22 protein-coding genes are annotated in these 21,248 nt (G+C 70.0%); 18 read left to right on the forward strand and 4 right to left on the reverse strand.

The annotated features are described in order from the left end of the window. Positions 1-33 precede the first annotated feature (33 nt). The 9 genes from IE307_RS33885 (at position 34) to IE307_RS33925 (ending at position 9,444) form a co-directional block, all read left to right on the forward strand. Positions 34-1,347, forward strand: a complete 1,314-nt coding sequence (locus tag IE307_RS33885; protein WP_191303486.1) for a cytochrome P450 — start codon at positions 34-36, stop codon at positions 1,345-1,347. Then, positions 1,344-1,898, forward strand: coding sequence for a TetR/AcrR family transcriptional regulator (locus tag IE307_RS33890; RefSeq protein ID WP_229905340.1), 555 nt, complete (start codon positions 1,344-1,346; stop codon positions 1,896-1,898). The genes IE307_RS33885 and IE307_RS33890 overlap by 4 nt, the downstream gene beginning before the upstream one ends. 32 nt (positions 1,899-1,930) lie before the next feature. Further along, the gene (locus IE307_RS33895; protein WP_229905341.1) at positions 1,931-3,061 is read left to right on the forward strand and encodes an aromatic ring-hydroxylating oxygenase subunit alpha; all 1,131 of its coding nucleotides are present in this window, start codon (positions 1,931-1,933) and stop codon (positions 3,059-3,061) included. A gap of 68 nt (positions 3,062-3,129) precedes the next feature. Next, on the forward strand, positions 3,130-4,170 hold the full coding sequence (locus IE307_RS33900) for an alpha/beta hydrolase (protein WP_191303487.1): 1,041 nt from the start codon (positions 3,130-3,132) through the stop codon (positions 4,168-4,170). Positions 4,171-4,313: 143 nt separating this feature from the next. After that, positions 4,314-6,032, forward strand: a complete 1,719-nt coding sequence (locus tag IE307_RS33905; protein WP_229905342.1) for a S8 family peptidase — start codon at positions 4,314-4,316, stop codon at positions 6,030-6,032. Positions 6,033-6,099: 67 nt separating this feature from the next. Further along, a complete protein-coding gene (locus IE307_RS33910) occupies positions 6,100-6,735 on the forward strand; it encodes a hypothetical protein (RefSeq protein WP_191303489.1) in 636 nt (211 codons plus the stop codon). A gap of 178 nt (positions 6,736-6,913) precedes the next feature. Further along, on the forward strand, positions 6,914-7,816 hold the full coding sequence (locus IE307_RS33915; protein ID WP_191303490.1) for a LysR family transcriptional regulator: 903 nt from the start codon (positions 6,914-6,916) through the stop codon (positions 7,814-7,816). Positions 7,817-7,885: 69 nt separating this feature from the next. Next, the gene (locus IE307_RS33920) at positions 7,886-8,881 is read left to right on the forward strand and encodes a YeiH family protein (protein ID WP_191303491.1); all 996 of its coding nucleotides are present in this window, start codon (positions 7,886-7,888) and stop codon (positions 8,879-8,881) included. Positions 8,882-8,910: 29 nt separating this feature from the next. After that, complete coding sequence (locus IE307_RS33925; protein ID WP_191303492.1) at positions 8,911-9,444, forward strand: cysteine dioxygenase family protein; 534 nt, start codon at positions 8,911-8,913, stop codon at positions 9,442-9,444. Here IE307_RS33925 and IE307_RS33930 read toward each other — a convergent pair. Further along, positions 9,431-10,045, reverse strand: a complete 615-nt coding sequence (locus IE307_RS33930; RefSeq protein WP_191303493.1) for a TetR/AcrR family transcriptional regulator — start codon at positions 10,043-10,045, stop codon at positions 9,431-9,433. The genes IE307_RS33925 and IE307_RS33930 overlap by 14 nt on opposite strands. A gap of 74 nt (positions 10,046-10,119) precedes the next feature. Here IE307_RS33930 and IE307_RS33935 point away from each other — a divergent pair, with 74 nt between their 5' ends. Genes IE307_RS33935 through IE307_RS33965 form a run of 7 tightly spaced genes read left to right on the forward strand, consistent with a single transcriptional unit; the run spans position 10,120 to position 16,929 of the window. Next, complete coding sequence (locus IE307_RS33935; protein WP_191303494.1) at positions 10,120-10,785, forward strand: 3'(2'),5'-bisphosphate nucleotidase CysQ; 666 nt, start codon at positions 10,120-10,122, stop codon at positions 10,783-10,785. Beyond that, a complete protein-coding gene (gene cysD, locus IE307_RS33940; RefSeq protein WP_268250440.1) occupies positions 10,782-11,669 on the forward strand; it encodes a sulfate adenylyltransferase subunit CysD in 888 nt (295 codons plus the stop codon). Before IE307_RS33935 ends, cysD begins: the two co-directional genes overlap by 4 nt. Next, positions 11,669-13,444, forward strand: a complete 1,776-nt coding sequence (gene cysC, locus IE307_RS33945) for an adenylyl-sulfate kinase (RefSeq protein ID WP_191303496.1) — start codon at positions 11,669-11,671, stop codon at positions 13,442-13,444. The genes cysD and cysC overlap by 1 nt, the downstream gene beginning before the upstream one ends. Before the next feature lie 59 nt (positions 13,445-13,503). Continuing rightward, positions 13,504-14,559, forward strand: a complete 1,056-nt coding sequence (locus IE307_RS33950) for a DUF1214 domain-containing protein (protein ID WP_191303497.1) — start codon at positions 13,504-13,506, stop codon at positions 14,557-14,559. Then, positions 14,556-15,704 (forward strand): sulfotransferase family protein, encoded by a 1,149-nt coding sequence (locus IE307_RS33955; protein WP_191303498.1) that lies wholly within the window; start codon positions 14,556-14,558, stop codon positions 15,702-15,704. The genes IE307_RS33950 and IE307_RS33955 overlap by 4 nt, the downstream gene beginning before the upstream one ends. Beyond that, on the forward strand, positions 15,704-16,480 hold the full coding sequence (locus IE307_RS33960; RefSeq protein WP_191303499.1) for an SDR family oxidoreductase: 777 nt from the start codon (positions 15,704-15,706) through the stop codon (positions 16,478-16,480). Before IE307_RS33955 ends, IE307_RS33960 begins: the two co-directional genes overlap by 1 nt. Further along, a complete protein-coding gene (locus IE307_RS33965; protein ID WP_191303500.1) occupies positions 16,477-16,929 on the forward strand; it encodes an SRPBCC domain-containing protein in 453 nt (150 codons plus the stop codon). The genes IE307_RS33960 and IE307_RS33965 overlap by 4 nt, the downstream gene beginning before the upstream one ends. Positions 16,930-16,932: 3 nt before the next feature. On the opposite strand, the gene IE307_RS33970 is transcribed toward IE307_RS33965, so the two are convergent. Continuing rightward, entirely contained in the window at positions 16,933-17,523 is a 591-nt protein-coding gene (locus IE307_RS33970; RefSeq protein ID WP_191303599.1) for a TetR/AcrR family transcriptional regulator, read from the reverse strand. Positions 17,524-17,641: 118 nt separating this feature from the next. Here IE307_RS33970 and IE307_RS33975 point away from each other — a divergent pair, with 118 nt between their 5' ends. Further along, entirely contained in the window at positions 17,642-18,856 is a 1,215-nt protein-coding gene (locus IE307_RS33975) for a cytochrome P450 (RefSeq protein ID WP_191303501.1), read from the forward strand. Next, complete coding sequence (locus tag IE307_RS33980) at positions 18,853-19,047, forward strand: ferredoxin (RefSeq protein ID WP_191303502.1); 195 nt, start codon at positions 18,853-18,855, stop codon at positions 19,045-19,047. Before IE307_RS33975 ends, IE307_RS33980 begins: the two co-directional genes overlap by 4 nt. Positions 19,048-19,090: 43 nt before the next feature. Here the strand turns inward: IE307_RS33980 and IE307_RS33985 are convergent, their stop codons facing one another. Both IE307_RS33985 and IE307_RS47035 read right to left on the reverse strand, forming a co-directional pair. Further along, entirely contained in the window at positions 19,091-19,567 is a 477-nt protein-coding gene (locus IE307_RS33985; protein ID WP_191303503.1) for a cupin domain-containing protein, read from the reverse strand. A gap of 55 nt (positions 19,568-19,622) precedes the next feature. Beyond that, positions 19,623-21,224, reverse strand: coding sequence for a serine/threonine-protein kinase (locus tag IE307_RS47035; protein WP_229905343.1), 1,602 nt, complete (start codon positions 21,222-21,224; stop codon positions 19,623-19,625). Positions 21,225-21,248 lie beyond the last annotated feature (24 nt).

The following is a 21,248-nucleotide window of genomic DNA, read 5'->3' on the forward strand; positions in this document are numbered from 1 at the left end:
ACGCGGGGCGGCCCAGCGACCACGCTGCGAATCGTGACGAGCCTGGCTGAGCAGCACGTCAAACCGGCGGTGCGCTGGAGCATCGGCCACGCCCTGCCGCGTGCCGTGCTGCGCCTCGCCGCCCGCCGCGGCGACCTGCAGGGCCGCATCACCGTCGAGGCCTCCACCGGCGCCGACCTGACGGCCCTGTTCGACGAAATCCGCTCCCGCGGCCCGCTCGCCCCCACGAGGATCGGCCACACCACGACCCGGCACGAGGTCGTGAAGGCGGTCCTGTCCGACGACGCGTTCGTGACGGCCCGCCCGCGCTTCGGCGCCGGCATCCTCGGCAAACTCGCCGCGTGGTCGTCCACCGACGTCATGCACCCGGTCCAGCCCCCGTCGCTGCTGGCCGTCGAACCGCCCGCGCACACCCGCTACCGCAAGCTCGTCACCCGCGTCTTCACCGCCCGCGCCGTCGAACAACTGCGCGTCCGCACCCAGGAGATCGCCGACGACCTGCTCGACGGCCTCGACCCCGCCGACCCGGTCGACCTGATCGAGACCTACTGCGGCCTGCTCCCGGTCACCGTGATCAGCGAGATCCTCGGCGTACCACCACAAGAGCGTTCCACCGTCCTGGCCCTGGGCTCGGCCGCGGCACCATCGTTGGACCTGGGCCTGTCCTGGCGCGTGTTCCGCGACGTCGAAACGGGCCTGAACTCGTTCGACGACTGGCTCTCCCGCCACCTCGACGCCCTGCGCGCCACCCCCGGCGACAACCTCCTGAGCCGCCTGATCACCGCCCGGGAAGACGGCGAGGGCCTCACCGAGCGCGAACTGAAGGCCACCGCCGGCCTCGTCCTGGCCGCCGGCTTCGAGACCACCGTCAACCTCCTCGGCAACGGCATCTCGTTGCTCAGCAAGCACCCCGAACAACTCGAAGCGCTCCGCGCAGACCCTTCGCTGTGGGGCAACGCCGCGGACGAGGTGCTGCGACACGACCCGCCCGTCCTGCTCACCGGCCGCATGTGCGCCCGCGACACCACCGTCGCCGGAGTGCCCATCAGGCGCGGCCAGCTCGTCACGACGGTCCTCGCCGGCGCCAACCGCGACCCGTCCGTCTTCGAGAACCCGTCGGCGTTCGACGTCAGCCGTCCGAACGCCCGCGACCACGTCTCGTTCGGCGCCGGCCGCCACTACTGCCTGGGCGCCCAGCTCGCGCGCATGGAAGGCGAGATCGGCCTGCGCACGATCTTCGACCGCTTCCCGGACCTCGCCCCGCTGCCGGGCGCACGCCGCCGCGCGACCCGCATCCTGCGCGGCTTCGAACGCCTTCCGGCCAGCCTCACTAGACTCGGCGGGTGAGCACAGACTCCGCCGGACGCATCCTCGACGCCGTCCTCACCCTGTTGTCGCGGCACGGCATCGGCGGCGTCAGCATGCGCGCCGTGGCGCGGGAGGCCGGCGTCGCCCTCGGCCTCGTCAACTACCACTTCGACGACAAGACGAGCCTGATCTGCGCGGCCCTGCGCCGCATCGAGGACCAGGACATCGCCCTGGTGGAGCCGGATCCCGCCCTGCCGCCGGAAGAACGCCTGCGGGTCGCGCTGCGACGGGTGGCCGCCCCGGAGTTCCTGACGACCGAGTACCTGTCGCTGCGCCTGCAGCTCTGGTCGCTCGCGCAGGCAGGCGAGGAGTTCGAACGCATCAACACCGAGGCGCAGGGCCGTTACCGCGCCGGACTGGCACGGCTGATCCGCGCGGCACGACCGGAACTGTCCCGGCACGAGTGCGCGAAGCGGGCGGCGGACGTCGACGTGATCCAGAACGGCATGTGGCTCACCGCGCTGCTCGGGCTCGACCGCTCCTCCCTGCGCCGCGCCGTCAAGCTGTGCGAGGACATCGCACTGTCTTGAACGATCGTTCAATCCGCTCTACCTTGGGGTACATGAAGGTCACGGCGGAGGACGTTCATCGCATCGCCACCGGCTACCACCCCGATCCCGCGCGCTCGATGTCACTGCGCGCCGAGGCGTACGTCGACCCCCTGTGGTCCGCCTTCGAGGACCGCGCCGTCTTCTCCCGCTCGTGGCAATGGATCTGCCACGTCTCCCAGCTGTCCGGCCCCGGCGGCTACGTCGCCTCCACGGTCGCCGGCATGCCGATCGTGGTCGTGCGCGACCGGACCGGCGTCCTCCGCGCGTTCTACAACGTGTGCAAGCACCGCGCGCACGAACTCCTGACCGGTTCCGGCGTCACACGCAACATCGTCTGCCCGTACCACGCGTGGACGTACGACCTGAACGGCGATTTGAAGGCCGCACGGCGCGCCGACCGCATGGAGACCTTCGACAAGTCGTCCATCTGCCTCGACCAGGTGCAGGTCGAGGAGTTCGGCGGCTTCGTCTACGTCAACCTCGACCCGACCGCCGCGACACTCGCGGTGCAAGCCCCGGACCTGGCCGCGGAGATCGACTTCTGGGCCCCCGACGTGGCTTCGCTCCAGCACGCCCGCAGGCTCACCTACACGATCGACTCCAACTGGAAGAACGTCGTCGACAACTTCCTGGAGTGCTACCACTGCCACATCGCGCACCCGGAGTTCGTGGACCTCGTCGACATGGGCACCTACGACGTGAAGACCCACGGCATCTGGTCGAGCCACTTCGCCGAAGCGGGCAAACAGGCGAACAGCGCCTACGACGTCTCCGGCGCAACGGTGAACCAACACGCCGTGTGGTGGCTGTGGCCCAACACGTGCCTGCTGCGCTACCCCGGCCGTTCCAACTTCATGGTGCTGCAGATCCTCCCGGACGGCCCGGAACGCACGCACGAGACGTGGGACTTCTACTTCGAGACCACCGACCTGACCGCCGCGGAGCTCGACGGCGTCCGGTACGTCGACGAGGTGTTGCAGCAGCAGGACATCCGCATCGTGGAGAGCGTGCAGCGCGGCATGCGCACGCCGGCGTTCGACCAGGGGCGGATCGTCTACGACCCGGCGGGCACCGGGTTGTCGGAGCACGGCGTGCACCACTTCCACGGCCTGCTGCTGGAGGCCTACCGCGCGGCTCTGTGACGGACCGGCCAGTAATGGCCGGTCCCCTGGCCTGGTCCTCCCACCTGGCCCGACACCACGATCAAGCCATGATCCGCACACTCGCCACCGCCGTCCTCGTGATGGCGCTGTCCAGTCCCCAGGCCCGAGCCGACGACGCACCACCCCACCTGGCCGACGGTTTCGGCCTCACCGTCACGAACCAGCCGAGGTGGGTCGACGAGACCCGCCGCACGTTCGTCTTCAGCGTGTCCACGAACCAGGTCCCGGCCCCGACCCTGCTGCCGGGCCAGGAACCCGGCCGGCACGCCGTCGTCGTCACCCTGCCCGAGGACTACGGCCGCACCTCCGACCGCCACCCCGTCCAGTACTACCTGCACGGGCACCCCGACCGCCCCGACTCGCAGTGGAACCAGCGGGTCGTGGAGAAGGCGACCGCGGGCACCGGCCTGATCACCGTGCAGCCCAACGGAAGTGGTCGCGGCTGGTACTCGAACTGGGTCAACCCCGGTGCCGCGGGCCCGCAGAACTGGGAGACGTTCCACCTCGAGCAGGTGATCCCGTTCGTGGACGCCAACCTGCGCACCAAGGCGAGCAGGGCGGACAGGGCGATCGTCGGGCACTCGATGGGCGGCTTCGGCGCGTTCCACTACGCCGAGCACCGGCCGGACCTGTTCAGCCACGTCGGCAGCTTCTCCGGTGGTCTCGACCTGCGGAACTCCGAGGTGCGAGCAGCGATCACCACGACCTTGGTCAACCCGGCGAGCGGCACGCCGACGGTGAACGCCGACGCCGTGTTCGGGTCGCCGTTCTGGCCGTTCGACGGGGTCTGGAACGCCCAGAGCCCGGCTCACAACGTCGGGAGGCTCCGGGGCATGGGTGTGGCCCTGTACACGGGCAACGGCGGTGATCTGACGGTCAACCCGGTCCAGGCCGTGCTGGAGAACCGGGCGCGCGAAACGGCGCTGGTCACGGCGGCGAACCTCCGGGCGGAGGGCATCGGGTTCCACTTCTCCGACTACGGCGACGGCAGCGGGTGGGCGCCGGGGTGCACCGGCAAGCACGCCGACGAGGCGTGCGTGCAGGCCGACATGAACCACTTCGTCCGGCTCGTCACGGGACACGCCTGACGTGCGACGTTCGTAGTGAGCCGAACGGGGCATTTCCGGTTGGAAGCGTCCCGAATCCCGCGAGAGCTCCTCTAATGAGTCTGACGGGCCCCTGCACCCGCGCGACGTGCGCGGGCGACGCCCGCTTAGGAGTTGGAGGAATCGTGTTCCTGGGTTCACGATCACGCCTTCGTGCCGCGGTCATCGCCGCAGCCGTGGGCGCCGGTGTGCTGGCGGCGGCCACCCCCGCCGCGGCAGCGCCTGCCGCAGGTACGCGTAGTTATCTGGTCATCACGGCGCCCGGTGACACCGCCGGTGCCAAGACGGCCGTGGGCAGCAACGGGGGCACCGTGTGGTCGAGTTACGACGCCATCGGTGTCGTCGTCGCCCACTCCGGTGCCGCCGACTTCGCCGCGAAGATGCGGACCACCGCCGGTGTGCAGAAGGTGGGTGCCACTCGGACGAGTGACATCCCCGCCGAGGCGGCGAACCCGGCGATTCCCGCCTCGCCGTCACAGGCCACGCCGGCGAGCGGTGAGCCGTTGCGCACGGACATGACGCAGATCGGCGCTGACAGGGCGTGGGCGGTCAACCAGGGGTCTTCCAGTGTCACGGTCGGTGTGCTCGACACGGGCGTGGACGACCAGCACGCCGACCTCAAGCCGAACTTCGACGCCGCCAACTCCGCGTCTTGTGCCTACGGCAAGCTCGACACGCGCACGGGTTCGTGGCGTGACACCGGCTCGCACGGCACGCACGTCGCGGGCACGATCGCGGCGGCGAAGAACAACTCCGGCATGGTCGGTGTGGCTCCCGGCGTCAAGATCGCGAGTGTTCGCATCGCGGAGAAGCCGAGCGGGTTGTTCTTCCCGGAGAACACCATCTGCGCCATGGTCTTCTCCGGCGACCGCGGCTTCGAGGTGACCAACAACAGCTACTACACCGACCCGTGGCTGTTCAACTGCCCGGACAACGCCGACCAGGACGCGATCCTCGAAGGCGTGAAGCGCGCGGTGGCCTACGCCGAGGGCAAGGGCGTGCTCAACGTCGCCGCGGCGGGCAACGAGAACTACAACCTCGCGGCCAAGACCCGTGACACGACCAGCCCGAACGATTCCACCACCACGACGCGCACCATCACCAACGCCTGCCTGAGCGTGCCGACCGAGGTCTCCGGCGTGGTCAGCGTCGCGTCGATCAGCTCGAACAACGCCAAGTCGTCGTTCTCGAACTTCGGCACCGACAAGATCCACGTCGCGGCGCCCGGTGACAGCGTCTACTCCACGGTCCCCGGCGGCCGCTACAGCTCCATGTCCGGCACGTCGATGGCCTCGCCGCACGTCGCGGGTGTCGCCGCGCTGCTCAAGTCGGCCAACCCCACGGCCACCCCGGCCCAGCTCCGCACTCTGCTCGCGACCCAGGCGGACGACCTGAGCTGCACCGACAGCCGGTGCAGCGGCACCACGGCGAAGAACAACTTCTTCGGTGAGGGCCGCGTCGACGCCTTCGCCGCGGTCGACACCGGCACGCCTCCCGGCGGCGGCTCGTTCGAGAACACCGCCGACGTGACCATCCCGGACGCCGGCGCGGCCATCAGCAGCTCCATCGCGGTCTCCGGCGTCACCGGCAACGCCCCGGCGACGCTGAAGGTCGACGTCAACATCGTGCACACCTACCGCGGCGACCTGGTCATCGACCTGATCGCCCCGGACGGCACGGCGTACCGGCTGAAGGCCTCCAACGGCGACTCGGCCGACAACGTCGTGGCGACCTACACGGTCAACGCGTCCAGCGAGGTCGCCAACGGCACGTGGAAGCTCCAGGTCCAGGACGTGGCACGGCAGGACACCGGCTACATCAACTCCTGGAAGCTCACGTTCTGAAAAGCATTCGGAGGAACCTCGGCCGCCACGGCTAACCCTGGTCCCCACCCGCGGCGATAGCAGTGACGTGGAACCCGATCTGTGGTCGTCGGCCGCCGAGGCCCTCAACGAGCACGAACACGCCCTCGTGACGGCACGGCTGGCGGGCGCGATCCTCGGCCCCGGTCAGACCGAGCGCCTCGCCCGCGGCGAGCGCGACGTCGTGTTCCTGCTGCCGGACCGCCTCGTGTTCGTGCGACCGGAGCCCTACTGGGCGGGTTCGTACGACCGCGAGCAGGTGGAACGCATCATGCTCGCCGCCGGTCACGTCCAGTTCGACGTGACCGGCGGCGACAGCCTCGAGTTCTGGATCGACACCGACCTCTCCCCCGCCGAGCCGTTCGTGCGGGAGGCGGAGGCCTGGCTGGCCCCGCGCAAGAGCTCGAACAACGGCGCGGTCGTCGGGTTCGGTCTCGCGATCGTCATCGCCCTGCTGTTCGTGCTCGGGCCGGACGTCTCGCCGTCGGGCGGCACGCTCACCGTCCGGTCGAGCTGCAGCGACTTCCTGCGGGCCGGTCTCGAGGAGCAGATCGACCTGCTCCGGCGGATCTTCGCGCAGGTGGGCATGGCCGACGAGGCCGAGAAGCCGACGACGCTCGAGACGACCCGGCGGCACTGCGAGAGCAACGGCGCGACGCTGGACTCGCTCCTCACCGGACGGTGAGGCCTAGGCCTGTGTCGAAGTCCGGTTCGATGAGAGGCACGCCTGAGGTGGTTCCTGGTGGCGCGGCCGGGCGACCGGCATACCGGTGTTGTATGTGGGTCGTCCGGCCGTGCCTCCAGGGGCCGCCTCAGGCCCGGCTATCGCGGACTGGACTTCGACACAGGCCTATGGTGCGGGGGTGTTCGACACCCGCCAGCTCGAGGTCTTCGCGACGGTCGCCAGGACCGGCTCGTTCAGCGCCGCCGCACGACTGCTGCACTGCACCCAGCCGGCCGTCAGCCAGCAGATGCGCGCGCTGGAACGGCAGGTCGGCGGGCCGCTGTTCGTGCGGACGGGCCGGGGGCTGCACCTCACCGAGGCCGGCCGGATCCTGGCGGAACGCGGGTCGGAGTTGCTGGACCAGCTGGCGACGACCCACCAGCAGGTCAGCGCGATAGCGACGCACGACATCGGCACGATCCGGATCTGCGCCTTCCCCAGCGCCAACGTGTCGCTGGTGCCCGCGGCGGCGGCGATCCTGGCCGAGGAACGCCCCCAGCTGCGGCTCGAGCTGGTCGAGGAGGAGCCGCCGGACTCGTTCGCGCTGCTCCGGCGCGGTGAGGTCGACCTGGTGCTGAGCTTCAGCTACCTGGACGAACCGCAGGACGAGGCCACGGTCAACGGCATGCTGAGCGTGCCGTTGCTGCGGGAGCCGCTCGCGTTGCTCGTGCCCGCGGGCCACCGGCTCGCCGGACGGGAGCGCGTGTCGCTGACCGAGGCGGCGGAGGAACGCTGGATCGCCGGTTGCGTGCGGTGCCAGCGCGCGTTGCACCAGGCGTGCGGGGCGGCCGGGTTCGTTCCGGACATCACCTGCTCGACCGACGACAACCTGGCCATCCAGAGCCTCGTCACCGCAGGTCTGGGCGTCGCGCTCGTCCCGAGGCTGCTGCTGTCGTTCCTGCAGCACCCCGGTCTGAGGGCGGTCGAGGTGGAGTCGGCGGCGCAACGGCTGACCGCGCTGTACACCTGGCCGGACCTCATCCGGCTGCCGATCATGCGCGCGACGGTGGACGCGTTGATCTCCGCCTCGGCGCAGGCATAAGCCCGCCTTATGGGCCCCCAACAAATGGCCATCTACTGCGCATAGCCCGCGCTGGTCATCGTTGGTGGCATGGGCATCGTCAGGACCACTCCGCGCACCACCGACTCGGTCCTGCCCGGCCTCGCCCTGGTCACGGCCGGTGTCGCGGTCGCGATGGTCGTGTCCTGGCTCTACCCCTCGGTCAGCGCGCTCACGGTCGCCGTGCTGCTCGGCGCCGTCGTCGCCAACGTCGTGACGCTGCCGGAGTCGGTCACGCCGGGCATGAAGCTCGCCGGACGCCGGCTGCTGCGCCTCGGTGTCGTGCTGCTCGGCCTGAAGCTGGTCTTCCAGGACGTGCTGAAGCTCGGCTACGAGATCATGGTCCTGGCGATCGTCGCGGTGGTCGTGACGTTCGTCGTGACGCGGTGGCTCGGGCGGGTGCTCGGGGTGAGCGAGGGTCTGTCGTTGCTGATCGCGACGGGGTTCTCGATCTGCGGCGCTTCGGCCGTGGCCGCGATGAACAGCGTGCGCCGGCAGGACGAGGAGGACGTGGCCAAGGCGCTCGGCCTCGTCACGCTCTTCGGCACCGTCGCGATGTTCAGCCTGCCCGCGTTGTTCCCGCTGACCGGCCTCACGTCCTCGCAGTACGGGGTGTGGGCTGGCGGCAGCGTGCACGAGGTCGCGCAGGTCGTGGCCGCCGCCGGACCGGTGAGCGGTGCGCTGGCCGTCGCCGTCGCGGTGAAGCTGACGCGGGTCGTGCTGCTCGCGCCGATGCTCGCCGCCGTGAGCTTCGCCGAACGCCTCAAGTACCCGACGTCCGGGCAACGTCCGCCGATCGTGCCGTTGTTCGTCGTCGGTTTCCTCGCCATGGCGGCGGTGCGGGCGACCGGACTGCTGCCCGACTCCGTGCTGTCCGTGGCGACGTTCGTGGACAACGTGCTGCTGGCCGCCGGCATGTTCGCGCTGGGCACCGCGGTGCGCCTGCGTTCCCTGATCCGTTCCGGCCCTGCGGTGCTGCTGCTGGGCCTGCTCTCGACCGCGGTGATCGTCGTCCTGGTGCTCACGGGCACGGTGTTGATCGGCTGATCGCCCGTTCCTCAAAGGAGGACCCGCTCATGACGCACAGCCTGCTCTCCCCCACGGCCACGCTTCTGGTGGGCTCGCTCCGGGCCGCCGTCGCGGCCGGTGGTGACGACGCGGTCGTCGCCGCACGGGTGTCGCGCACCCTCGAAGGCCACCTCACCGACCCGTTCCTGCTCAGCGCGGCGCAGCGGGAGCCCGACCCGGCCGCGTACCGCCAGCACGTCCTGCACGTCGAACCGGACGGCGGCTTCTCGGTCGTCGCGCTGGTCTGGTTGCCCGGTCAGGAGACCTGCATCCACGACCACGTGTCGTGGTGCGTCGTCGGCACCTACGTCGGCGAGGAGGAGGAGACCACCTACCGGTTGCGCGGCGATCGGCTGATCCCGTTGCGCGTCAACAAGACTCCCGAGGGCGTGGCGTCCTACCTCGTGCCGCCGGGCGACATCCACAAGGTCTGCAACAACTCCAGCTCCGTGGCGATCTCGATCCACGTCTACGGGGCCGACGTCAGCATCCTCGGCACGAGCATCCGGCGGCGCTACGACCAGCCCGTCAGCGGGCGATGATCCCGCGCTCGATCGCGCCGGTGGCGAACGCGACCAGCTGAGCGGGCTTGACCCGGTTGATCCGCGCGCCCTGCAGCAGGAGGTCGTCCGCGAGGCCGATCAGCGAGTCCCAGACCCAGTGCGGCAACGCGGGGTCGTCGAGCAGCCGCTGACCGGACACCTCGGCGGTCTCCTTCAACGCCTTGGCGAGCGCCTTGAGCGTCTTGCGGTAGTCCTGGGCCGAGTTCGCCACCTCCTTGCCCCGGCGGCCGCCGGAGAGGACCTTGGCCTCCCACTGCGCGGCGGAACGCCCGAACCGCCGCCAGAACTCGGTGATCTGGGGCTCGACCTCCCGGAGCACACCGGCGATCCCGAGCGTGCGGTCGACGGACGCGAGAGTGCGCTGCAGCTCGTCCAGGCGCCGTTCCATCAACGCCGCGAAGACGTCCTCCTTGCCGGAGAAGTACTGGTACACGGTGCCGGAACTGACTCCCGCGCCGACCGCGATCGCGCGCATGGTCAGGCCCGCGTACCCCTGCTCCTCGAGGATCAGCTCGGCCGACGACAGGATGTCGCGCCGCCTGCCTTCCGCGTCACCCCAGGCCGTTTGCTCGGTGCTCACGCCGTTCAGCCTAACTTGAACAACGTTCAGAAGCATATTGAACGTTGTTCGGTTTGCTCGCTACCCTCGGGTGCATGGCGGAGACGGATGCGGAGCTGGCCACGCGACTGGCCACCGAGACCGGCCGGTTGCTCGTCAGCGTGAGACCGGGCGACGGCGACCACGTCGCCCAGCTCTTCCTGGCGGCACAGCTGCAGGAGCACCGCCCGGACGACGCGGTGCTGTCGGAGGAGGCGCCGGACGACCCGCGCAGGCTGACCGCCGACCGAGTGTGGATCATCGACCCGCTGGACGGCAGCCGCGAGTACGCCGAGCCGGGCCGCACCGACTGGGCGGTGCACGTGGCGCTCTGGGAACTCGGTGAGCTCGTGGCCGGAGCGGTCGCGGTGCCCGCGTTGCCGCCGGCTCCGAGGACGTCCCACCGCCGCCCCAGGATCGTCGTCAGCCGCACCCGGCCACCCGAGTTCGCACACCGGGTCGCCGAGGCGATCAACGGCGTTCTGGTGCCCATGGGCAGCGCGGGCGCGAAGACGATGGCCGTGGTGCGCGGTGAGGCCGACGCCTACCTGCACGCGGGCGGCATGTACGAGTGGGACTCCGCCGCCCCCGTCTACGTCGCCCGCAGGGCCGGGCTGCACGCCTCGCGCGTCGACGGGCGGCCACTCGTCTACAACCAGCCCGACCCGTGGCTGCCCGACCTGCTGATCTGCCGCCCGGAACTCGCGGGGGTGCTCGCGTGAACCACCTCGACCGGCTGGAGGCCGACAGCATCGACGTCTTCCGCGAGGCCGTGGCCGAGAGCGAACGGCCGGTGCTGCTGTACTCGATCGGCAAGGACAGCTCGGTGCTGCTCCACCTGGCACGCAAGGCCTTCTACCCGTCGAAGCCGCCGTTCCCGTTGCTGCACGTCGACACCACGTGGAAGTTCCGGGAGATGATCGCGTTCCGGGACTCCACGGTCGCCTCGCTGGGCCTGGACCTGATCGTGCACCGCAACCCGGACTGCGTGGCGGCGGGCATCAACCCGTTCGACCACGGGTCCGCGCGGCACACCGACCTGTGGAAGACCCAGGGCCTGCGGCAGGCGCTGGACGAGCACCGGTTCGACGTGGCGTTCGGTGGCGCGCGGCGCGACGAGGAAGCCTCCCGTGCCAAGGAGAGGGTGTTCTCGTTCCGCACCGCGCAGCACCAGTGGGATCCGAAGAACCAGCGTCCCGAGCTGTGGCGGCTCTACAACACGCGGGTCGCGCCCGGCGAGAGCATCAGGGTGTTCCCGCTGTCGAACTGGACCGAGCTCGACGTGTGGCGCTACGTCGAACGCGAGCGGATTCCCGTTGTGCCGCTGTACTTCGCGGCCCTGCGGCCGGTCGTCGACCGCGACGGCGCGCTGATCATGGTCGACGACGAGCGGATGCCGCTGACCGAGGAGCCGCGCCACGAGCTGGTCCGGTTCCGGACGTTGGGCTGCTACCCGCTGACGGGCGCGGTGCGCAGCGAGGCCCGCACGGTGGCGGAGATCGTCGAGGAGATGCGGGCCGCGACGACCTCCGAGCGGCAGGGGCGGGTGATCGACCACGACCAGAGCGGGTCGATGGAGCGCAAGAAGCGGGAGGGCTACTTCTGATGGAGCTTCTGCGGTTCATCACCTGCGGCAGCGTGGACGACGGCAAGAGCACGCTGATCGGGCGCCTGCTGTACGAGTCGAAACTGCTGTACGCCGATCACCTCGCCGCCCTGGAGGCGGATTCGAGACGCGTCGGCACGCGTGGCGGCGAGCTGGACTTCGCGCTGCTGGTGGACGGTCTGGCGGCGGAACGCGAGCAGGGCATCACGATCGACGTGGCCTACCGGTTCTTCGCCACGGAGGCGCGGCGGTTCATCGTCGCGGACACCCCGGGGCACGAGCAGTACACGCGCAACATGGTCACCGGCGCGTCCACGGCCGAAGCCGCGGTGATCCTGCTCGACGCGCGCAAGGGCGTGCTGAGCCAGACGCGCAGACACGCGCGCATCGCCTCCCTGCTGGGCATCCGGCACGTGGCGGTGGCCGTGAACAAGCTCGACCTCGCCGGCTATTCGCGTGAGGTGTTCAACGAGGTCAGCGCGTCGTTCGGGGAACTGGCCGCGGAACTGGACTTCGACGAGGTCACCTGCGTGCCGATGTCAGCGACCGAGGGCGTGAACGTGGTGGGGCGCAGCGAACTCACGCCCTGGTACGACGGGCCGACGCTGCTGCAGTGGCTGGAATCGGTCGATCCCGCGACGGCACGAGGCGGTCCGTCGCGTTTCCTCGTGCAGTGGGTGAACCGGCCGGACGCGACGTTCCGCGGGCTGTCCGGACGAGTGCTGGGCGGCACGGTGAAACAAGGCGAGGCGGTGCGCCTGGGCAGCGTGGTCTCCACCGTGGCACGGATCGTCACGATGGACGGCGACCTGGAGGAGGCGCCGACCGGGTCGTCGGTCACCGTCGTGCTGGCGGACGACGTCGACGCGAGCCGGGGCGACGTCGTGGCCGCCGCCTCCGACCCACCGGGCGTCGCCGACGCGTTCCAGGCGAAGCTGGTCTGGCTGCACGAGACGGGGTTGCTGCCCGGACGGCAGTACCTCGCGAAGATCGGCGCGCGCACGGTCGGGTTCACGGCCACGAAGGCGTTGGGACTCAACGAGATCGGCGTCGACAACGTGCACTTCGACGCGCCCGTGCCGTTCGAGGGCTATCGGACCAACCGCGACCTCGGGTCGTTCGTGGTGCTCGACCGGCTGTCCAACGCGACCGTCGGTGCCGGGATGATCGACTTCGCCCTCAGCCCGACGAACGTGCGCTGGCAGACCCTCACCGTCGACAAGAAGGCCCGGATCGCGCGCAACGGGCACCGGCCGTGCGTGGTGTGGCTGACCGGGCTGTCCGGCGCGGGCAAGTCCACGATCGCGGACCTGGTCGAGAAGACGCTGCACGCCGAGGGCAGGCACACGTTCCTGCTGGACGGCGACAACGTGCGGCACGGGCTCAACTCCGACCTCGGGTTCACCGACGCCGACCGCGTCGAGAACATCCGGCGCATCGCCGAGGTCGCCGCGCTGATGGTCGACGCGGGCCTGATCGTGCTGGTCTCGTTCATCTCGCCGTTCCGGGCGGAGCGGGCGCTGGCACGGGACCTCGTGGGCGACGGCGAGTTCTGCGAGGTCTTCGTCGACACCCCGCTGACCGTCGCCGAGCAGCGCGACCCGAAAGGCCTGTACCGCAAGGCCCGCAGGGGTGAGCTGGCGAACTTCACCGGCATCGACTCCCCCTACGAACCCCCGGTGGAACCCGAGGTCCGCCTCGACACGACGGCGTTGAGCCCGCAGGCCGCCGCCGATGCCGTGGTGGCACGGCTTCGCGCGCTCGGCGTCTGTTGAACGTTGTCCAAAATCGTGTAGCTTCAGCTAGAACACGTTCTAAATTCGGGAGGCATCCGGTGCCGGACCAGGCGTGGTCGCAGTTCTGCCGTGCGTTGGAGAAGGCCGGCGAGGTGGTCCTGTCCGACGGGGCGCCGGACACCCCGCTGGACCGCGCGGAGGGGTACCGGTACCTCGCCCGGCTGACCCGCGAGATGCTCTACTCCTGCCTGGACAACGCCGATCCCGACTTCCCGCGCTTCCACGAGCTCGACCTCGTGAAGATCGGCGCGGACAACCCGGACAACGTCTACCTGTCCGCCAACATCCGCGGCGACCGCACGTACCGGATCACCGGAACGCGCGGCACCATCGCGTACTTCAGCATCGGCTCCAAGGCCAACCGGTACGCCAAGGACGGCACGATGGCGTCGACCGGCGAACTGTCCGACGCCGACCTCACCGTCGCACCGGACGGCACGGTGGAGATCATCGCGAGCGCCTCGGAACACGAAGGAAACTGGCTCCCGCTCGCCCCCGACTCCACGGGTCTGGTGGTGCGCCAGACGTATCTCGACCGGACCACCGAGATACCCGGTCAGTGGCACGTCGAGCAGATCGGCGGACCCTCCGAACCCGCCGCCCTCACCCCGGAGTTCCTGGCCAAGGCGTTGCAACGCGCGGCTCTGTCGGTGCACGGCACCGCGGCGACGTTCGCGCACTGGACGCGCACGTTCATGGCGCGCCCCAACGAACTCCCCGACTTCGGCCAGGAGATGTTCCAGCGGGCCGGCGGTGATCCGGAGATCTTCTACCTGCACGGGTACTGGGTGCTCGAGCCCGGACAGGCGTGGGTGGTCGAGACCGACGTGCCCGACTGCCCGTACTGGAACTTCCAGCTCGGCAACTGGTGGATGGAGTCGCTCGACCACCACCGGAAGATCACCGTCAACAAGCACACGGCGTCGCTCGTGAACGGCCGGTTGACGATCGTCGTGGCCGCCGAGGATCCCGGCGTGGGCAACTGGATCGACACCTGCGGCCACACCTCCGGCACCGCGTTGCTGCGCTGGCTCGGCGCGGCCGGACACCCGGTCCCGAAGTGCCGCGTGGTGCCCTTGGAGGAGGTTCGATGACGGTCACGACCGCGCTGAACGTGCCGGAGCTGCTGGAGAGGGCCGCCGCGAAGACCGGGCTCACCTACTTCGGCGACGACTGGTTCCGCGAGCCGCTGGACGTGCTGGTGCACAGCCTCAACACCGAGGCCGCGTTGTCCCCGCTGGGATTCGAGCTGACCAGGCACCGGCTGACCGCGCTGCTGTCGGACCGGCTGCGCCTGCGAGCGTTGCAACGGTCGAACCCCGAGGTGCTCGACGTCGAGGTCCGCGTGGCCGCCGAGATCTGCGGTCTGCCGCGCACCGGATCGACGCTGCTGCACCGCCTCTTGGCCGCCTCACCGCAGGTCACGTCCACGCTCTCCTGGGAGGTCGCCTACCCGCTGCCGTTCCCCGGCGAGGGCCCCGGCGCCGAGCAGCGCAAACACCGCGCGCGGGAACGGATGCAGGTGTTCTCGCAGCTCTCCCCCGACTTCGGCGACCTGCACACCGTCGTGTGGGACGGGCCGGAGGAGGACGTGATCCTGCTGGACCGCACCTTCGTGTCGATGAGCTTCGACTCGTTCTACTGGGTGCCGACCTACGGCGACTGGCTGCGGTCCGCCGACCAGAGCCCCGCCTACCGCGAGCTGCGCGAGTGGCTGCAGGTCCTGCAGTGGCAGAACACCTCGCGCTCACTGCCGTGGGTGCTCAAGTCGCCCCACCACCTGACCGCCGTCGACACCGTGCTGGACGAGTTCCCGGACTGCAAGATCGTGATGACGCACCGCTCGCCGGTCAACGCCGTGCCGTCGTACGCGTCGATGGTGCGCGCGATGTCTTCGCAGTACAGCGACAACGCCAACCCTGTCCACATCGGACAGTACTGGTCACGCAGGTTCGCGCGGACGCTGGAGGGCTTCGCCTCGGCCCGGTCGGCACGCCCGGACCGGTTCGTGGACGTGCGGTTCGCCGACACCGTCGGCAGGCCCCTGGAAGTCGCCCGCGAGGTCCTCGACGCCCTGGGCCTGCCGGCCGGCCCCGCCGACGACGAGGCGTTCGAGACCTATCTGCGGCAGAACCGCGCCGAACGGCACGGCTCCCACTCCTACACGCCCGAGGACTTCGGCCTCTCCGAAGAACAACTGCGCCGCGACTTCGCCTTCTACTCGGAGGTCTACCTGTGATGCTGCGAGACGAGGTCGTGCTGATCACCGGCGTGGGCCCCGGCCTGGGCTCGAAACTGGCGGTCCGCGCCGCCGCGGAGGGCGCCAGGGTCGTGATGGCCGCCCGCTCGGCCGACGTCATGAAGCAGGCGGAGAAGGACATCACCGCCGCGGGTGGCGAAGCCGTCGGCGTCCAGTGCGACGTGCGCAGGCCGGACGAGGTGGCCCGGCTGGTCGAGGCGGCCGTCTCGCGGTTCGGCACGATCACGGGCCTGGTGAACTCGGCCTTCGGCCACCCGGGCTGGTCCGACCTGCTGGAGACGCCGGAGAAGGCGGTCCGCCGCTCGATGGACATCATCCTGTTCGGCGCCCTGAACGTGACCCGCGAGGTCGTGCCGCACATGAAGGCCGCCGGACGCGGCTCCATCGTCAACGTGGGCACGATGACGACCCGCAAACCGATGCGCGGCGAGGGCGGGTACGCCGTGGCGAAGGCCGCGATGGCGACCGCGACCCAGTTCCTCGCCCTGGAACTGGGCGAGCACGGCATCCGCGCCAACCAGGCGATCATGGGCTGGCTCGACGGACCGGGCGTGCGCTTCTACCTCAAGTTCACCGCGGAGGCGCGCGGCATCTCCGAGCAGGCCGTCTACGACGAGATCGCCGCCCGCAACCCGCTGGGCCGCATCCCGACCGACGACGCCTGCGCCGGAGCGGTGCTGTTCCTGTTGTCACAGCACGCCTCCGAGGTCACCGGTGCCGTGCTGGACGTCAACGGCGGGGAGCACATGCCATGACCCACCTCATCGAGTCCGTGGTCGTGGAGATCGACGCGCCCGCCTCGTTCGTGTGGGACGTGCTGCTCGACTACCCGCACTATCCACAGTGGAATCCCTACACGCTGGCGGTGTCCACGACACTGGCCGTCGGCTCGCCGATCGACCTGACCCTGCCCCGCCCGGACGGCTCCGAGGGGACGTTCGTCAGCCGCGAGTACATCCGCGTGGTCGAACCGCCGCGGTTGTTGCGCTACGACACCGGGGACACGTTCCCCGGCCTGCTGGGCACGCGCGACCAGATCGTCACCCCGCTCACCGCAGACCGGTGCAGCTACCGGACGTTCGAGACGTTCACGGGCAAGTACGCCGACGCCGTGTTCGCGGCGCAGGAGAAGTACGTGAAGAACGGCTTCGACTCGGTGGCCCACGCATTGCGCGATCGGGTCTTGGCGCTGCTGGGGGCCTGACGGCTACAGCATCCGCGACAGGTCCCGCAGCGCCGTGGCGATCTGCTCCCGGTGCCCTTCCAGGGTCTCGGTCGTGACACCACCGGACGCCGCCCGCGCCACGTCGTCCGTCGAGACCTTGAGCACCGCGCTCATCGCCGCGGCCTGCACGCGGACCTCGACGTCCCCGGCCGGGCGCCCCATGCGTTCACCGAGCACCTCGGCGAGCGCGTCTTCGGCCCGTTCGCGCAACATCAGGTAGGCGGCGCGCAACGCACGTTCCTCCTGGGTGAGCCGCACGACCGAGAGAACAGCTTCGATGTCCTCGGAGGCGGCACCCAGCAACGGGCTGTAGGCCTCGCGCAGGTGGTCGATCAGCTCCATCTCACGCGGCCAGGCGCGCACCACCGCGCAGAACGCGTCCACCATCTTCGTGAGCAGCGGCTCGACGCAGCTCTCCTTCTGCGGGAAGTAGCGCCAGAAGGTGCGTTCGGAGACGCCCGAGGCCTGCGCGATCTGCTCGCCCGAGGTCGCGGCGACGCCCTGTTCGGCGAACAACCGGACGGCGTGCCGGGAGATGTCGAGGCGCTGACGCTGACGTTGCTCGTCGCTCACGGGCGGGCGGCCACGGCGAGGCTTTTCTGTCGCAACGTCCGTCATCGGGCGATTTAAGCACGTCACCCACCTGGATCATTTATTGGCACCATCTGCCATTAAGCGCTACGGTCGGTGCATGAGCATTGACGCAGAGCGCCTGAAGCTGCCGTTGGCCAGGCCGAACGTCCTCGACCTCGCTCCGCTCTACGAGGTGCTGCGACGCGAGGCGCCGATCGCGCCCGTGACCACACCGGCGGGCGACCCCGCCTGGCTCGTGACCCGGTTCGAGGAGGTCCGCCTCCTGCTGGGCGACAAGCGCTTCGGCCGGTCGCACCCGGAACCGGACAAGGCCTCCCGCATCTCGACCTCCGCCGTGCAGGACGGTCCGACCGGCGAGTACGCGACCGAGGAGGCCGACCACACGCGCATGCGCCGCCTGCTGACGCCGGCGTTCTCCGCCAAGCGGATGCGGATGCTGGGCGACAACATGGAGGAGCTGGTCGACGCCTGCATCGACCAGCTGATCGCCGAGCACGAGAGGACCGGCGTCGTCGACCTGCACCACGGCCTCGCGTTCCCGCTGCCCGTCGCCATGATCTGCCGGCTGCTCGGGGTGCCGCAGGAGGACAACGAGAAGTTCGCGTCGCTGTCCGAGCGCATGGCGGGCACCGAGATCGGCGAGGACGCGCACAAGGCGCGCGAGGAGTTCTTCGGCTACATGGTCGGGCTCGTCGAGAGCAAGCGCGGGGCGCTCGGGGAGGACGTGATCTCCGACCTCGTGCGCGCCCAGGCCGAGGACCCGTCGTTCGACTACGTGCAGATGGTCCGGTTGTGCGTCGGCCTGCTGTTCGCGGGCCACGAGACCACGGTCAACCGCATCGGCCTCGGCGTGCTGTTCCTGCTCACCGAGCGCTCGCGCTGGGACGCCCTCGTCGCCGACCCCGACGGCCGCGTCGACGCGGTGGTCGAGGAGGTCATGCGCCTCGGCGCCCCCGGCGACCTCGGCCTGCTGCGCTACGCGCGGGAGGACGTCGACCTCGCCGGGGTGACCATCCACGCCGGTGACGCGCTGGTGCTCTCCATCAACGCCGCCAACCGCGACGTGAGCGTGTACACCGACGCCGAGGAGTTCAACCCGGACCGTCCGGAGAGGACGCACCTCGGGTTCGGGCACGGCGCCCACTTCTGCATCGGCGCCTCACTGGCCCGCACGGAGCTGCGCGTCGTGTTCGCCGCGCTGGCCAAGCGCCTGCCGGAGATGAGGCTCGCCAAGGAACTCGACCAGCTGCAGGTCCGCGCGACGCTCACCGGCGGCGTGGCGGAGCTGCCCGTGACCTGGAGGTCGGCGTGAACATCGAGGTGGACCAGGGCAAGTGCGTCGGGGCCGGGCAGTGCGTGCTGGCCGCGGACGACGTGTTCGACCAGCGCGACGACGACGGTCTGGTGGACCTGCTGAACGCGCACCCGCCGGCCGAGCGCCTGGCCGACGTGCGGCACGCGGCAGCGGTGTGCCCGGCCTCGGCGATCGCCGTCTCGGAGTGATCCGCAGGTGCCGGACCGGTGGTGTCACCGGTCCGGCACCGGGTCAGACGAAGTACGAGTCGTGCTTGACCCGGAACGCGGTGAGGTCCTCCTGCGCGACCTGGCTGAGCTTCTCGAAGTACTCCTCCCGGGGCGCGCCCGGGGTGAAGAGCAGCAACATCTCCGCCGGCGCGTCGGAGCCGTTGTGGAACGCGTGCAACCCGCCTTGCGGCACGTACAGGAAGTCGCCCGGTCCCGCCTCGGTCCACTTCTCGCCGTCGTAGAGCTGAACGGCGCCGCTGAGGACGAAGAACGACTCCGAGATCGTCTTGTGGAAGTGCGTGCTGGGCCCCTTCGCCCTGGGCTTCATCATCACCCGGTACAGCCCGAACTCACCGCGCGTGGTCTCGGTGGTCGCGAGGTAGTGGATGCCGTCGCCCTCGCGGCCTACCTCCGGCGGGGTGGTCGCGGGGCGGTAGGTGGCGCTGACTTCGCCTTCTTCGCCGAAGTAGACCTCTTCCGGATAAGACAAGGTGTTCATCCTTTGCTCTTGTGCTTCTACGAAGAAGACACACCAGCCGCCGTGGATGTGACAACTAGTTCTTCATCAGCGGTTCGACCAGCTTCGTCCCGTCCGCCTTGCCGACGAAGCAGTGGATGAGGCGGTCGGAGCTGCGGTACCCGTTCTCCGTCTTCACCTTCCACGCCTCCGCGGTCGGGACGATCACCCAGTACCGCAGGGTCTTCTCCTTGTCCTGGCCGTTCACCTTGTCGGACAGGAACGTCCGGGTGCAGCCGGTGCCGCCGATCTTCGTGAGCTCCTCGACGCCGGGGTACGGCACGTCCTTCTCGGTCTCGGTGCTGGCGAGGACGGTGTCGAGCAGTTCGACGTCGTGCTCGGCGTAGCAGCCGACGCGGTCCTTGCTCTCGATCTTGCGGACGTCCTTCGCGGGCACCCAGGTGAGGCAGGAGTTGCGGAACGCCATCGACACCGCGCCGTCCCCGATGTCGCCGCCCGGGCCGATCGTGAGGACCGGTTGCATGGCGGCGGTGCTCGCCGGGCCGTCCGGCACGCCCAGGCCCCAGCCGGCGAACATCGGCTTGAAGACGGTGAAGTACAACGAGATCAGCGCGCCCACGAGGAACAGCGGGACCAGCGTGGCCGAGAGGTTCAACCCCACCGGGCGCTTGCGGCGCGGCGGAACCGGGAAGACCGGGGCGGGGGCGAACTGGCCGATCGCCACCGGACCCGACGTGGGCCGCGGACCGGTGACCGGCCGGTGCACGCCCATCGTCGGGACCGCCACCGTCGGACCGCTGTGCAACGCGGTCGGCTGGTCCTCCCCCACGACGAGCGCGCGCTCGATCAGGCGGTGTGCCTGCGCGACACCGGGCCTGCGCGCGGGTTCGGGGTCCATCAGGCCGGTGATCAGCTCGCCGAGCGGCCCGGAGACGCGGGGCACCGGCCGTTCGCTCATCACCGCGAGGATCGTCGCCGAGGTGGTCGGGCGGTCGAACGCGCCGCGTCCCTCCACGGCGAAGAACAGCGTCGCGCCCAGCGCCCACAGGTCCCAGGCGGGCGAGGCCTCACCGCCCGCGAGGCGTTCCGGCGCCATGTAGGCGGGCGAGCCGATCAGCGTGCCGGTCGCCGTCAGCCGGGGGTCGTCGACGGACTGGGCGATGCCGAAGTCGGTGAGCTTCGCGGTGCCCCTGCCGGGCACCATCACGTTGCCGGGCTTGACATCGCGGTGCACGACGCCGAACGCGTGCGCGGCCTCCAGGGCGTTGAGCAGCTGTCCCGCGAGCGTCGCGACCGCGCGGACGTCCAGCGGCCCGGAGCTCTCAACCAGGGACTCGAGCGTCGGAGCGTTGATCAGCTCCATCACGATGAACGTCTGGTCGTCCTCGGAGATGAGGTCGTAGACGGTGACGACGGCGGGGTCCTGCAGTTGTGAGGCGATGCGCGCCTCGCGCAGCACCCGTTCCTGGTACACGGCGCGTTCCGCGGCCGGTACGCCTTGGGGCAGCAGGAGTTCCTTGACGGCGACCTCGCGGCCGAGAACCGTGTCCTTCCCCAGCCACACGGCCCCCATGCCGCCGCGCCCCAGCTCGCGATCCAGCCGGTAGCGTCTGTTGCCCACCTCGCGCATGCGCGGCAGTCTGTCACCCGGTTCGGTGACGTACACCGGCAGCGTCATCTGACGGGCGCGAGCACCTCACGG

The organism is Lentzea cavernae (assembly GCF_014653695.1).
GTDB lineage: Bacteria > Actinomycetota > Actinomycetes > Mycobacteriales > Pseudonocardiaceae > Lentzea > Lentzea cavernae.

Excerpts from the sequence above, each read along its gene's own strand:
- IE307_RS47035 (WP_229905343.1), bottom strand. The coding sequence starts at position 21,224 with ATGACGCTGCCGGTGTACGTCACCGAACCGGGTGACAGACTGCCGCGC.
- IE307_RS33985 (WP_191303503.1), bottom strand. The coding sequence starts at position 19,567 with ATGAACACCTTGTCTTATCCGGAAGAGGTCTACTTCGGCGAAGAAGGC.
- IE307_RS33895 (WP_229905341.1), top strand. The coding sequence starts at position 1,931 with ATGAAGGTCACGGCGGAGGACGTTCATCGCATCGCCACCGGCTACCAC.
- IE307_RS33960 (WP_191303499.1), top strand. The coding sequence starts at position 15,704 with ATGCTGCGAGACGAGGTCGTGCTGATCACCGGCGTGGGCCCCGGCCTG.
- IE307_RS33900 (WP_191303487.1), top strand. The coding sequence starts at position 3,130 with ATGATCCGCACACTCGCCACCGCCGTCCTCGTGATGGCGCTGTCCAGT.
- IE307_RS33965 (WP_191303500.1), top strand. The coding sequence starts at position 16,477 with ATGACCCACCTCATCGAGTCCGTGGTCGTGGAGATCGACGCGCCCGCC.
- IE307_RS33920 (WP_191303491.1), top strand. The coding sequence starts at position 7,886 with ATGGGCATCGTCAGGACCACTCCGCGCACCACCGACTCGGTCCTGCCC.
- IE307_RS33975 (WP_191303501.1), top strand. The coding sequence starts at position 17,642 with ATGAGCATTGACGCAGAGCGCCTGAAGCTGCCGTTGGCCAGGCCGAAC.
- IE307_RS33925 (WP_191303492.1), top strand. The coding sequence starts at position 8,911 with ATGACGCACAGCCTGCTCTCCCCCACGGCCACGCTTCTGGTGGGCTCG.
- IE307_RS33955 (WP_191303498.1), top strand. The coding sequence starts at position 14,556 with ATGACGGTCACGACCGCGCTGAACGTGCCGGAGCTGCTGGAGAGGGCC.
- IE307_RS33935 (WP_191303494.1), top strand. The coding sequence starts at position 10,120 with ATGGCGGAGACGGATGCGGAGCTGGCCACGCGACTGGCCACCGAGACC.
- cysC (WP_191303496.1), top strand. The coding sequence starts at position 11,669 with ATGGAGCTTCTGCGGTTCATCACCTGCGGCAGCGTGGACGACGGCAAG.